Source organism: Gordonia sp. L191 (genome assembly GCF_030077625.1).
In the GTDB taxonomy this organism is placed as follows: domain Bacteria; phylum Actinomycetota; class Actinomycetes; order Mycobacteriales; family Mycobacteriaceae; genus Gordonia; species Gordonia polyisoprenivorans_A.
Genome location: NZ_CP125996.1, coordinates 3489707 through 3502087 on the forward strand (window position 1 = coordinate 3489707; position 12381 = coordinate 3502087).

A 12381-nucleotide genomic window follows, 5' to 3' on the forward strand; every position below is an offset into this window, starting at 1 on the left:
AGTCGACCGGCTGGGTCTCGGTCCGCTTCGGCTAGCCGAAGCGGACGGGGACCGGGGCCGGCCCCCTCGCGCTGCTCTTGCAAACCACGAATGAGAACCTCCCGGACGAACCGCTTCCCCGCGGCCCGTCACTCGCCAACGTACGCGGTGTGGCGCGTGGCGGCGCGCCGGAGAAGGTGTGTCGGCGTGAATTTCGCGTAAACGCACTTATCGTTTGAGCGAAGTGACGATGGCGTCGCCACCGGGAGAAAAGCCGTGCTCAATCGGCACGCCCGGAACTGTTCTCACCGCCGGTGGGTGGCCCGGGAACGGGCCGGAACCGCGCCCGACGCGAGACCACATCACCCGCTCATGCACACACTCCCGGCACCCACACGATCGCGGGGTACCGGGAGTGTGGTGAGTCGGCGGTCTATCGGCCGGCGAGCGCCTGGATGCGCTGCCGTGCGGCCTGCGCGTCGTCGCCGAGTTCCTGCAAGCTCTCGAGCTTGAGTCCGTCGGCGATGGCGGCAGCGATCGCCGTGTGCGTCTCGCCGCCCTCGTAGTCGGCGATCAGCGCGCGCTCCGCGTCGAAGTCGTCGATGTCGAACCCGATGGGCTCGGTGGTCAGTCGGGCCAGTGCCTCGTCGACGGCGATCACGGTGGCGTCCTGATCGGCGACGAGTCCGGCACCGAGGAAGTTGGTGAAGGTCCGGGCCTGCAGTTCGTCATCACCGACGATCTTGGTGAGGATCGTCTGGTAGACGTCATCGGTCACCGCGGTCGCCAGACGCTTGACGTAGTGCACGCACTGATACTCGTGCACCGCCATCAATGCCAGGACATCGAGCGGGCCGAGATCCCGAACGAGCTCGGGACGCTGGCGGTACCCCTTGGTGACGTGCTCGCGACGACGCTCCTCGGCATCCACCGGGTCGATCGCGCGCCGCACCACGAGGTAGTCACGCAACACGATGGCGTGCCGGTTGTCCTCGGCGGTCCACACCCCGACGAGCTGACGCCAGTCGGAGAACGCCGGGAAGTGCTTGGCGAGCACCCGGTGATAGGACGGCAGGTTGTCCTTCGTCAGCAGCAGCGCGAGGGTGCCGGCGCGCGCCTCGTCGGACAGCGTCGCCTGAGACGGATCCCAGTCGTCGCCACCGAGGAATGCGAAGTTGCGGCCGTCGTCCCACGGCACCCAGTCGTGCGGGTTCCAGGGCGTGGCCGCCGCGGCGTGATCCTCGGCGATCTCCGGAAGCGCCTTCTCAAGCGCAATGATCAGGTCGTCTTCGGTGAGTGCGTTCATCGCGTAAGAGGATACGGATGCGTAACCATCGGGGGCAATCCGGACATCCCCCGCGTGGCGCGCCGCCGCCGCGACGCCGATCAGATGCGGCTCATCAGCCCCCACGACTCGAGACCGTCGTAGAGGGGGAAATCCAGCGCGAGACGCGACACGCGTGCCCGCAACGCCGAGGTGTCGGCGCCGGTCCCGGCGGCCAGCGCGGTCGCGATGATGTCGGCGACCTCGGTGAACTGCTCGTCACCGAACCCGCGGGTGGCCAGCGCGGGGGTTCCGATCCGCAGTCCGGAGGTCACCATCGGCGGGCGCGGATCGAAGGGCACCGCGTTGCGGTTCACGGTGATGCCGACCTCGTGCAGCAGATCCTCGGCCTGCTGTCCATCGAGCGGGCTGTTGCGCAGGTCGACGAGCACCAGGTGCACGTCGGTGCCGCCGGTGAGCACCGAGACGCCGGCCTTGGCGACGTCGGCGCCGGTGAGCCGGTCGGCGAGGATCTTCGCGCCCGACAGGGTGCGACGCTGCCGCTCGGCGAACTCTTCGGTGCCGGCGATCTTCAATGCGACGGCCTTACCGGCGATGACGTGCATGAGCGGACCACCCTGCTGACCGGGGAACACCGCCGAGTTGAGCTTCTTGGCCCATTCCTGCTTGGCCAGGATGATGCCCGAGCGCGGTCCGCCGAGGGTCTTGTGGACCGTCGAGGACACGACGTCGGAGGCGGGTACCGGGTTGGGGTGCAGCCCGGCGGCCACCAGACCGGCGAAGTGGGCCATGTCGGTCCACAGGTAGGCGCCGACCTCGTCGGCGATCGAGCGGAATGCATCGAAGTCGAGGGTGCGGGGATAAGCCGACCACCCGGCGACGATCACCTTCGGGCGGGTGTCGAGGGCGATCTTGCGCACCTCGTCCATGTCGATGCGGAAGTCCTCTTTGCTCACGCCGTAGAAGGCGTTCTCGTAGAGCTTGCCGGAGAAGTTCAGTCGCATCCCGTGGGTCAGGTGCCCGCCGTGTGCGAGGTCGAGACCGAGCATCGTCTCACCCGGGTTCATCAACGCCATCAGCACCGCGGCGTTGGCCTGCGCGCCCGAATGTGGCTGCACATTGGCGAAGTCGGCGCCGAAGAGCGCCTTGGCCCGGTCACGCGCGATGTCCTCGACGACGTCGACGTACTCGCAGCCGCCGTAGTAGCGCCGACCCGGATATCCCTCGGCGTACTTGTTCGTCAGGACGCTGCCCTGCGCCTGCAGAACCGCGCGCGGGACGAAGTTCTCCGACGCGATCATCTCGAGGGTGTCGCGCTGCCGGCTCAGCTCACCGTTCATCGCGGCGGCGACGTCGGGGTCGACGTCGACCAGCGACATCGCGTTCACCGACGTCGAGTTCACGGACTGTGCGGACGAGGCGTTCTCGGTCATGCCCGCAAGTCTATGGGCCCGGCGCCCGCGGACCGAATCCTCCCCGGACCATCCGCTGCGGACCTCCGGGCGAGGTCAGGCGGTCTCGCCGAGTTCGGCTCGCAACGACGCCGGGATCAATGGCTCGTCGAGCAGCCGCCCGAAGCGCGCGGCACGATCGGCACCGCCGACACCGGGGGCATCGGAGTCGAGCCACCGCTGCAGCAGGCGATAGCCCTCGACGTAGGTGGAGATGTAGGCACGCCACAACGGGGAGGTGAGAAAGCGCAGCATCTGCCGCGCCCGTTCGGGTGGCGCGAGGAGCCAGCGCTGCAAGAATTCGGCGACGGTGTCGGCGTCGCGGTGCTGATCGTGCAGCATCAGGGCGGCGTCCTGGCGCACGCCGAGCAGCCCGGCGGTCGCCCGACCCACCTGTTGTGCGTGCTGCCCGTCGAACCGCAGGCCGAGATCGGCGTAGATCTCCTGCGCCCACACACCCCACTCGGGCCCGACGATCGCGTGCAGGGCGTGGTCGGCCAAACCCTCGGCCATGAGGCATTGCGGGGTGTTTACGAGAAAGATCGTCTGCTCCTGCTGTCCCCCGCCGACGAGTCGCTGCTCCTTGCGGCAGTGTTCGGTGTGATGACCCGGATAGGCCTCGTGGGCGATCAGGTGCGGCAGATTCGACATGTGTTGTGTCAGATCGACGTTGATCGCCACCCGGGAGCGATAGTCGCCGAGGTAGTAGTTGAATCCCGACCACGGCTTGTCGGTGACCACCTCGAAGTCGACGATCTCGGAGTCGGGCAGCGGATAGGTGGCGCGTACCCGCTCACGCAGTGCACCGCTGAAGGCACGTACGCACTCGTCGACCCGTTCCGCCGGAATCTCGTCGGCACGCCGATGGCGGGCATAAGCCGCTGCCAGCGCCTCTCCCGAACTTCCCGGAACACCCAGTGCCGCAGCGAGTTCGGCGTGGGCTGCCCGGTAGACAGCCGGGTCCTCCGGCTCGATGTCGACGTCGAAGTAGGCGCGTACCTCGTCGACGAAGCCGATGTCGTCACCGGCGAACTTGCGGGCCGAACACTCCAGCGCGCGCAAGTGGGCGCCGACGAACGCGGCGCGGTCCGGATCGAGGTCGCCGGGTAGGTCGGCGAGCAGTCCCCGTGCGACATCGGCGAGTTCGGCGGGTTGCGGTGCCGGCGCATTGCCCACCGCGGCACGCAGGTTCGGGTCGCCGGTGTAGGCGTCGACGAATCCCTCCTCGATGCGATCGAAGGCCAGCCCGAGCCGGAGGTATGCGGTGACCACGTCGGACGAGGAGGTGCTCGCCTGGGCAGGAGACATAGTCGGACACGCTACCCACCACCTCGCGCATCGGCCACGCCATCATGTCGCGTTCGTCCCGATAGGGCTCCGGCGCGACCGATTCGGCGGTGCTTATAGGGTGGGTGGCATGTCGAGCACCCCTGCAGCGACCGTCACGGGTGCGGTGCTGCGCTGATGGCACGCCACTCCAGTGATCGCGACCCGAGTCTGTACATGGAACTCGACCGCAAACAGTGGCGTGAACTGCGTGAATCGATGCCGATGGTGTTGACCTCGGACGAACTCGATCAACTCGTCGGCCTCGGTGAACAGATCGACCTGACCGAGGTCGCCGAGGTCTACCTGCCGTTGTCGCGACTCATCCATCTGCAGGTGGCCGCGCGGCAACGTCTGTTCGCCGCGACCTCGACCTTCCTCGGCGATCGTCACGGAGCAAAGCAGGTGCCGTTCGTGATCGGTATCGCGGGCAGTGTCGCCGTGGGCAAGTCGACGACCGCACGTGTGCTCGCGGCGCTACTCGCCCGCTGGGAGTCGCATCCGAAGGTCGATCTGGTCACCACCGACGGCTTCTTGCTGCCGACCGCGGAGCTGGAACGTCGGGCCATCATGCACCGCAAGGGTTTTCCCGAGTCGTATGACCGTCGGGCGCTGTTGCGCTTTGTCACCGAGGTGAAATCGGGCGCCCGGGAGGTCACCGCGCCGGTCTATTCACACCTCACCTACGACATCGTTCCCGATGTCCGCCACTACATCCGCCAGCCCGACATCCTGATCCTGGAGGGGCTCAACGTCTTACAGACCGGGCCCACCCTGATGGTGTCGGACCTGTTCGACTTCTCGATCTACGTCGACGCCAAGACCGACGACATCGAGAAATGGTATATCTCGAGGTTCCTGCAGATGCGGTCGACATCGTTCGCCGACCCCAATTCGCACTTCCACCACTACGCGTCGTTGACCGACGATCAGGCGATGATCGCCGCGCGCGACATCTGGACCTCCATCAACCTGCCCAACCTGCGCGAGAACATCCTGCCCACCCGCCCCCGAGCGAGCCTGGTGCTCCGCAAGGACGCCGACCACTCGATCAATCGGGTTCGCCTGCGCAAGTTGTGAACCCGCGGCGCGGGAGACGCGCCCTAGCGAGCCCAGGGCGGAGTGATCGTCTCCCCCGAGTCGGTGACCGCGGTCAGGCCGGCCGGCGCGGTGACCCACACCGACGCCTCCGCCGATCCCGGGTTGTCCAGCCGCACCCGCGACCCGGCCGGTACATGGACAACCGACCCCACCGCCAAGGTGTGCCGCCGACCATCGAGCTCGCATTCCGGGTCCCCGGTCAGTACGAGAAATATCTCCTCACGGTCCACCCGATGCGCCGTGCCGAACTGCTCCGGTTCCAGAACCGTTCGCCACGCGCATAATTCGGCGCTACCGCGCGACGGCGCCACAAAGGACTCAAACCGCGCACCGTGCATTCCGTGAACCACCGGCCCTACGACGACAGACATGACGACCACTCCTCATCAGACAGTTAAACTGTCTTTATAAGACAGCTAGACTGTCCACATGTCAACCCCGGGTCCCCCGATGGCCGATCTCCCGTTCTTGTTGATGCGCGCACAGGCGGCGGTCACCGAACACATCAACTCCCGGATCGTGGCCCACGGACACCCGGGTCTGCGCCCGGTGCACGGGCTGGTGTTCGCCCGGATCGCCCCCGCCGGGGCGACGGTCAACGACATCGCCGCGCACCTGGGGGTCACCAAGCAATCGGCCGCGGCGATCGTGGAAACGCTCGAGGATCAGGGCTATGTCACACGCGGACCACATCCGACCGATCGGCGGGCACGGCTGGTCGAACTCACCCGACGTGGCCAGGCGGTGACCCGGCTGGCCGCGCAGAGCGCCGCCGACGTCGCCGCCGACCTCGAGCGTGACATCGGGCACGACGCGATGGCGACGGTCGTCGGCGCCTTGCAGCGGCTCGGCGCGGACGCCACTCCCCGGCCTCTGTGGTGACCTGTGTCGGCGTGAGCTCAGGAACGCGGCGCGCGCTCATCGAGACCGGCCGGATAGCCTCCGGTGAGGGCAATCCGGTTCCAGACATTGATCATGGCGATCGATGCGAGCACCTGACCGAAGGCCTCGTCACCGAACACCGAACGCACCCGCTCGTAGACCTCGTCGGGCACCCCGTCGTCACCGATCCGTGTGACGTATTCGGTCAAGTCCAATGCCGCTCTGGTCTTCTCGTCGAACATCGAAAGACACTCGCGCCACACCGCGACCATCCCGAGAGTGATCGGATCCATGCCGAGACCGAGCGCATCGGAGAGATGCATGTGTAGGCAGTAGGCGCACCCGTTGAGTTGCGAAGCGCGGATCTTGATGAGTTCCACCAGCTCTCGATCGAGCCCGTCGGCCGATGCGCGCTGAAGGGCGACGAGCGCCTTGTAGACACCGGGGTTGGCCGTCGGTAACCAATAGCGCACGCCGTCGGGCGCTGCCGCGCTCATCGCGTCACCTGCCCACCGCGACCGGCCAGCCATTTCTCGACGGTCGTGGCGGCCTGCACGAACTCACCGCGCGGTAGCAACCCGTTCGTCCGAAACGCCGCACCCCCGATCCGCACCGGGACCACCCATCGTGGGGAATGATCCTGACGAGCAACATCTTTCGCCAGATCGGCGAGATCGATCACCTCCGGCCCGGCCACCTCGACATCGCCGCGCGCGGGTTCGAGCGCCGCATCGGCCACGGCGTCGGCGGCATCGGCGGCCGCCAAGGGCCGACACCTCATGCGCGGTACCACCGCCACCGGCCCCAGACTCGTGCGCGCGAGCAGTTGCTCGGCGAGTTCGAACCATTGCGCCGAGTGCACCACCCTGAGCACGTCGGGCCCGAGCAACTCGCGGTAGACCCGCTCCTGCTCACCCTTGCCCCGGTAGTAGCCGAACTTCGCGTTGACCGCCGGATCAGCGGCATTGATGATCGACAGGCAGACCACCCGGCCCACGCCGGCAGTGACCGCGCCCTCGGCGATCCGCCGTGCGGCCGTGCCGAAGAAGTCGACGGCGACCTTGGCACGAGTGGTCGTGACATTGACGCAGTCGACGACGACGTCGGCACCCGCGCACGCCCGGGCCACGCCGGTGCCGGTGTACACATCGACACCGGCCGACCTGTGCGCGGCGACCACCTCGATCCCTCTGTTCTGCAACGTTTCGCCCAGGCGGCGTCCGATCTCTCCGCTCGCCCCGAACACGACTGTTCGCATCCCCTGCCTCCTCCGGTTCTCTCATCTCGAGTGTCGTATCACCTACGGTAGGGAGTAATTGCACCGGAAAAGAGGTCCAATCCGATGGCCGAAAAGAAGGTCAATTCAAGCGAGGGCGACCCGTGGGAGCGTGTGGCGGCACGCTTGGGCGCCGACCTGTTCCTCGATCTCCAGCCGGACCCGTCGACGACGGCACGGGGACGCGGAGCCCGACGGCGCCGCGCTCTCGCCGACGCCCTGCGCGACGCCATCTCCGATGGCCGGCTACCCCCGGGAACCATGGTGCCTCCGTATCGGTCGCTGGCCGCCGATCTCGGACTCGCCCGCGGCACGGTGGCCGCCGTGTACGCCGAACTCGTTGCCGAGGGCCGCCTCACCGCGCGTCAGGGCTCGGGCACCCGGGTCGCCGGCGGGATACATCCACAGCCGGCCGGTCTGGCGCCACCGACGGTCACCCTGCCCGCCGCGGACCACGATTTCGCTCTCGGGCAACCGAATCCGTCCCTGTTCCCCCGGTCGGCATGGGCCGCCTCGACACGACGTGCGCTGAGCGGGGCCGCCGATTCCGTCTTCGCGCCATCGGCACCCAACGGCAGCGGGGCGCTGCGCACCGAACTGGCCGCCTACCTCGCCCGCGCCCGCGGCGTCCGGACCAGCCCGGACTGCATCGTGTTGACCACCTCGGTCAGTGGGTCGCTGGACCTGTTGGCGCGCACCGTGTTCGGGAGAAGAGTGGCGGTCGAAAGCCACGGCCTGCCGTTCCACCGGGAGGTCATCGCCCGGCGCGGTGTCACCACCTCGCCGCTACCCGTCGATGACCGGGGTGCCGACGTGTCGCGTCTGGCCGACGCCGGCGCCGACGCCGTCGTGCTGACGCCGAGTCATCAGTATCCGTTCGGCGTGGCACTGGCACCGGATCGGCGCGCCGAGGTCGTCGAGTGGGCCGCGCGTACCGACGCGGTGATCGTCGAAGACGACTACGACGGCGAGTTGCGCTACGACCGTGACCCGGTGGGAGCGCTGCAGGGTCTCGCGCCCGACTCGGTGATCCACACCGGATCGGTGAGCAAGAGCCTCTCGCCGGCGGTACGCATCGGCTGGCTCGTCCTGCCGCCGCGGCTGGTGTCGGCGGTCATGTGGGCCAAAGGGGTTCGCGATCCGGACGCCTCGATCGTCGATCAGCTCGTCCTCGCCGACATGATCGCGGCCGGCACCTACGACACCCACATCCGGCGCAGTCGTCAGTTCTATCGCGCCCGACGCGATCACCTCATCGCCCGACTCGCCGCCGATGGGATCGAGGTGTCCGGGATCGCGGCCGGCCTGCACGCGGTGATCCCGCTGCCGGTCGACGTCGAGCACCGACTCCTGCGGGACTGTCATGCCCGGGGTTTCGCCTTCGGCGGCCTCGACGCCATGCGCCACCCCGACGCCGATCCGCCCGTCGACGAGAACGGCGTCGCTCAGGGCGGGCTGGTCGTCGGGTTCGCGAGTCCGGCCAACTCGACCTTCGCCCGTGACGTCGACGCCCTCGCCACGCTGATCACCGAGTACCGCTGAGGCACGCATGGGTGCACGTCGAGATTGCCCTGTTTTGGGGGATGTGGACAGAGGGTCGCGCGCGCTCCCATGTACAGGCGCCCTCGAACCCTGCCGGGGGCAGACCGCCTACGAGGAGCCCACGTGTTCATCCATCTGTCTCCACCCGCGCCGGGCGACGGCCCACGACGGCAGCGGCGGGTCGGACTCGCCGCGGCACTGGCCGCCCTCGTGATCCTCGTGTCGGCGTGCGGGTCCGGGGGCGACATCACCTCCGACACCGGTGGCCATCAGGTCGACTGGAAACCCTGCCCGGAGCAGGAAGCCGTGATCGACGGACTCCAATGCGCCACTTTCGAGGTGCCTCTGGATCACCGGTCGGACTCGTCGAAGAAGATCACCCTGGCTCTCCGGAGAATGCCGGCCGGCGGAACCAGCAAGGGCACCCTCTTCTTCAATCCCGGAGGTCCCGGCGGCACCGGAACGGTGCAGTTCCCGCAGTGGTATGGCCGCTTCCCGGAGCGGTTGCGCACGGACTACGACATCGTCAGTTGGGACCCACGCGGTGTCGGGGAATCAACAGCGGTGCAGTGCTATCCGCACTCGGCCGCCGAGAACAACGCCCTTGCCGACGTCGACCAACTACCGCTGACCTTCGACGCACAGGCCGCGTTCGCCGCGGGGTACACCGCACTGGCCGACCGATGCGCCTCCTCGGCGGCCGACCTCGCCGCTCACGTGTCGACCGCCGACACGGCGCGCGATCTCGAACAACTCCGTCATGCATTGGGTGACAAGCCGCTCAATTATTGGGGCGTGTCGTACGGAACATTCCTCGGAATGACCTACGCCAACCTCTACCCGACGTCGGTGCGGTCGATGGTCCTCGACGGCAATCTCTCGCCCCTCGCCTGGACCGACGACGGCCGCAGTCCCGCCACCCAGACCCTGGGGATGCGGATCGGCTCGATGGACAATGCCTCGGTCTTCGACCAGTTCCTCATACTGTGCACCGAAGCCGGCTCGGCGCGTTGCCCATTCGCCGCGTCCACGGCCGACGCGACCCGCGCCAAGTGGACCGAATTGGTGAACAGACTCGCCGTCACACCCGCGGTCCTGACCGAGGGATCGGCGACGAAGGTGATCGATCTCCCCACACTCGTCAACGACATCAGCGACGGGCTCGACGTCGTCTGGCCGATACCGGGATCCGCTCAGGGCTGGGCCGCGGTCTCTGCGGCATTGCAGAAGATCTACCAGGCCGCGACCACAGCCCCGGAGTCACCGGCGCCCGGCGCGCCGAACCAGACGGCCGGTCAGTCCCCGACCCAGTCTGCCGCGGACACCACGTATGCCGGTCCCGAGCAGGTTCTGTCCATCGCCTGCGGCGACTCTGCCGCCGTGACCCCTCAACGCATCCCGACCCTGGCGGTGGAGGCGCAACAACAGGCCGGGCTGCTCGGCCTGTCGACCATGTACGGCGACGCGCCCTGTGCGTACTGGAAGGTCCGGGCCGCCGACCCTTACACCGGGCCGTGGAACGCCACCACGAGCGCCCCGGCTCTGATCGTCAACACCACCCACGATCCGTCGACCCCCATGAAGAATGCCGAGGCAAACGCACGTCTGCTCGACAAGTCGGTGCTACTGACGGTCGACGGTTACGGCCATACCTCGTTGCTCAACCCGAGTTCGTGTGCCGACAAAGCGATCACCGCCTACATCGAGAACGGCGATCTACCCGTTCCGGGGACCCGGTGCACCCAGGACCGGTCTCCGTTCCAGCCCTGACCTTCTCGAGGAGATCACGATGTCGAATTCACTGCTGCACCCGCTGAGAACACTCGCCCGGCGCCGACCACTGACGACGTTCTTCGTCACGGCTTACCTCATCACCTGGGTGCTGTGGTCGCCGATCGTACTGATGGGTCTACCGGTCTTCGACGCGACCCGGCACGCGCCCTCCTTGGCGGTGCTGCCCGGAATCGCCATCGGCGTGACCGGTACGGCGTTCGCACTCACCGCACTCATCGACGGTCGTGACGGAGTCGTTGCCCTGCTCCGCAGGCTCGGTTCCTGGCGTCACGGGGCGCAGTGGTATCTCGTTGCGATACTGCTTCTTCCGATGTCGGGGTTGCTCGCCGCGCTGGTTTTCGGCGACACCGGAGCGGGAGCCGCACTGGCGTTGTCGTCGCTCGCGATCTATCCGGCGTCCTACCTTGCGCACTTCTTCTTCGGACCCCTCTTCGAGGAGACCGGGTGGCGGGGCTTTGCGCTGCCCCGGCTCGAGGAGCGCCTCGGTCCACTGCGCGGAACCCTGGTGCTCTCGATCCTGTGGGCCGGATGGCACTTCTTTCTCTATGTACCGACATGGTTCGCCGACGGAGCAGCGGCAGGAATCAGTGACACCGTCACCTTCACGGTGTCGGTGATGGCCATGTCCTTCGCCTTCACCTGGCTGTCCAACAACACCGGGGCAAGTCTGCTCCTCTGCATCCTGATGCACGGATCGGTGGACGGAACCTCGACCTACTTCCAGCGACTGGCAGATCGTGGCGTGATGTCGCAGGACGATGCCTCGATGGCGATCGGCCTCGGCGCGTTGGTCGGATATGTCGTCGTGGCAGTGATACTCCTGATCACCACGCGGGCCTCACTCGGTTACCGCACGCCTGCCGCCGACCCCGGCGCGCACAGCCAGGGCGAGGGCGTGCCCCGCCCGTCCAGGCGTGTTGGTCGCGCGCTCACAGCCCGGCCAACGGCCGCGACCGAATAGCGGGCGCGCCGTACGCGGGACGAGCCGGCCCGCCAGGTCATTACGCTGGAGCGCGTGCCGGCAGAGCCACGTTCTGAGACGTCATCCGATTCGCGGAGATCGGTGACGCGTCGCAAGATCCTCGACGCGGCCAACGATCTCTTCGAACGCAACGGATTCGACGAGACCTCCATCAAGGACATCGCCGCGGCGGCGGGAATCGCCAAACGCACCATCTACCTGAATTTCGACTCCAAGGCCTCGATCCTGCTCGCCTATTTCGACGACTGGCTCGAGGATGTGGTGGCCGAGATGGCACGTCGGCCCGCCGACGAAACGCTCGACGAAATGGTGATCGCCACCCTGGCCGCGCAGACGCGACGCGGATGGACCGACGACCGCGCGGCCTCGGAAATGGATCGCCCGCACCCGATTCTGTCGTTCCTCGCCGAGGGCAACCCGATGATCGCCGGACATGTCACCCAGAGCTGGATACGAGCCCAGGACGCGCTGGTCGACATCTTTCGTACCCGGGATCGGTATCCGCCGGATTCGGTGATCCCGCGAACCAAGGCGGCGGCCGTCTACGCGAGTTGGATGGCAACGGTACTCACCTTCCGGGATCAGTTCGCCGGTACGTCGGTGGCACCCGGTTCGACTCACGACGTCGGGGCTGCGTCGATCACCGCGTTGGCACGAGGGGTCGACAGCCCGCCCGAGCCTGTCTGACCGCGGGCCCCACATCGCCTGGTGGAGTGGTCGCGCAGCGCAACAATTCGCATTCGGCGTGCACGAGCAGGCAAAG

General features: G+C 67.4%; 12 protein-coding genes. 6 read left to right on the forward strand and 6 right to left on the reverse strand.

Annotation, left to right across the window (positions count from 1 at the left end; all coding sequences use genetic code 11):
- Positions 1 to 412: 412 nt before the first annotated feature.
- The 3 genes from QNM97_RS15780 to QNM97_RS15790 form a co-directional block, all read right to left on the reverse strand.
- Complete coding sequence (locus QNM97_RS15780) at positions 413 to 1285, reverse strand: acyl-ACP desaturase (RefSeq protein ID WP_208795558.1); 873 nt, start codon at positions 1283 to 1285, stop codon at positions 413 to 415.
- Between the two features lie 80 nt (positions 1286 to 1365).
- Positions 1366 to 2697, reverse strand: coding sequence for a serine hydroxymethyltransferase (gene glyA, locus QNM97_RS15785; protein ID WP_276114560.1), 1332 nt, complete (start codon positions 2695 to 2697; stop codon positions 1366 to 1368).
- Between the two features lie 75 nt (positions 2698 to 2772).
- Entirely contained in the window at positions 2773 to 4023 is a 1251-nt protein-coding gene (locus QNM97_RS15790) for a DUF885 domain-containing protein (RefSeq protein ID WP_283819307.1), read from the reverse strand.
- Between the two features lie 156 nt (positions 4024 to 4179).
- Here QNM97_RS15790 and coaA point away from each other — a divergent pair, with 156 nt between their 5' ends.
- Positions 4180 to 5121 carry a type I pantothenate kinase gene (gene coaA, locus QNM97_RS15795; RefSeq protein WP_208795556.1) on the forward strand — a complete coding sequence of 314 codons (942 nt, stop codon included), beginning with the start codon at positions 4180 to 4182 and terminating at the stop codon, positions 5119 to 5121.
- A gap of 23 nt (positions 5122 to 5144) precedes the next feature.
- Here coaA and QNM97_RS15800 read toward each other — a convergent pair whose 3' ends face one another.
- Positions 5145 to 5513, reverse strand: coding sequence for a cupin domain-containing protein (locus QNM97_RS15800; protein WP_283819308.1), 369 nt, complete (start codon positions 5511 to 5513; stop codon positions 5145 to 5147).
- A 58-nt stretch (positions 5514 to 5571) separates the two neighbouring features.
- On the opposite strand from QNM97_RS15800, the gene QNM97_RS15805 reads away from it, so the two are divergent.
- Positions 5572 to 6024, forward strand: a complete 453-nt coding sequence (locus QNM97_RS15805) for a MarR family winged helix-turn-helix transcriptional regulator (protein ID WP_283819309.1) — start codon at positions 5572 to 5574, stop codon at positions 6022 to 6024.
- Between the two features lie 17 nt (positions 6025 to 6041).
- On the opposite strand, the gene QNM97_RS15810 is transcribed toward QNM97_RS15805, so the two are convergent.
- Both QNM97_RS15810 and QNM97_RS15815 read right to left on the reverse strand, forming a co-directional pair.
- Positions 6042 to 6521 (reverse strand): carboxymuconolactone decarboxylase family protein, encoded by a 480-nt coding sequence (locus QNM97_RS15810; protein ID WP_283819310.1) that lies wholly within the window; start codon positions 6519 to 6521, stop codon positions 6042 to 6044.
- Complete coding sequence (locus QNM97_RS15815) at positions 6518 to 7282, reverse strand: SDR family oxidoreductase (RefSeq protein WP_283819311.1); 765 nt, start codon at positions 7280 to 7282, stop codon at positions 6518 to 6520. The genes QNM97_RS15810 and QNM97_RS15815 overlap by 4 nt, the downstream gene beginning before the upstream one ends.
- A gap of 84 nt (positions 7283 to 7366) precedes the next feature.
- Here QNM97_RS15815 and pdxR point away from each other — a divergent pair, with 84 nt between their 5' ends.
- The 4 genes from pdxR to QNM97_RS15835 all read left to right on the forward strand — a co-directional run bounded on the left by pdxR (position 7367) and on the right by QNM97_RS15835 (position 12305).
- Entirely contained in the window at positions 7367 to 8842 is a 1476-nt protein-coding gene (pdxR, locus tag QNM97_RS15820; RefSeq protein ID WP_283819312.1) for a MocR-like pyridoxine biosynthesis transcription factor PdxR, read from the forward strand.
- Positions 8843 to 8965: 123 nt separating this feature from the next.
- Positions 8966 to 10612 carry an alpha/beta hydrolase gene (locus QNM97_RS15825; protein WP_283819313.1) on the forward strand — a complete coding sequence of 549 codons (1647 nt, stop codon included), beginning with the start codon at positions 8966 to 8968 and terminating at the stop codon, positions 10610 to 10612.
- A gap of 19 nt (positions 10613 to 10631) precedes the next feature.
- The gene (locus QNM97_RS15830) at positions 10632 to 11597 is read left to right on the forward strand and encodes a type II CAAX endopeptidase family protein (protein ID WP_283819314.1); all 966 of its coding nucleotides are present in this window, start codon (positions 10632 to 10634) and stop codon (positions 11595 to 11597) included.
- A 102-nt stretch (positions 11598 to 11699) separates the two neighbouring features.
- A complete protein-coding gene (locus tag QNM97_RS15835; RefSeq protein WP_283819315.1) occupies positions 11700 to 12305 on the forward strand; it encodes a TetR/AcrR family transcriptional regulator in 606 nt (201 codons plus the stop codon).
- Positions 12306 to 12381 lie beyond the last annotated feature (76 nt).

Bases quoted from the DNA above. Each gene is read 5' to 3' on its own strand.
- QNM97_RS15780 (WP_208795558.1), bottom strand. From the start codon at position 1,285: ATGAACGCACTCACCGAAGACGACCTGATCATTGCGCTTGAGAAGGCG.
- glyA (WP_276114560.1), bottom strand. From the start codon at position 2,697: ATGACCGAGAACGCCTCGTCCGCACAGTCCGTGAACTCGACGTCGGTG.
- QNM97_RS15790 (WP_283819307.1), bottom strand. From the start codon at position 4,023: ATGTCTCCTGCCCAGGCGAGCACCTCCTCGTCCGACGTGGTCACCGCA.
- coaA (WP_208795556.1), top strand. From the start codon at position 4,180: ATGGCACGCCACTCCAGTGATCGCGACCCGAGTCTGTACATGGAACTC.
- QNM97_RS15800 (WP_283819308.1), bottom strand. From the start codon at position 5,513: ATGTCTGTCGTCGTAGGGCCGGTGGTTCACGGAATGCACGGTGCGCGG.
- QNM97_RS15805 (WP_283819309.1), top strand. From the start codon at position 5,572: ATGTCAACCCCGGGTCCCCCGATGGCCGATCTCCCGTTCTTGTTGATG.
- QNM97_RS15810 (WP_283819310.1), bottom strand. From the start codon at position 6,521: ATGAGCGCGGCAGCGCCCGACGGCGTGCGCTATTGGTTACCGACGGCC.
- QNM97_RS15815 (WP_283819311.1), bottom strand. From the start codon at position 7,282: ATGCGAACAGTCGTGTTCGGGGCGAGCGGAGAGATCGGACGCCGCCTG.
- pdxR (WP_283819312.1), top strand. From the start codon at position 7,367: ATGGCCGAAAAGAAGGTCAATTCAAGCGAGGGCGACCCGTGGGAGCGT.
- QNM97_RS15830 (WP_283819314.1), top strand. From the start codon at position 10,632: ATGTCGAATTCACTGCTGCACCCGCTGAGAACACTCGCCCGGCGCCGA.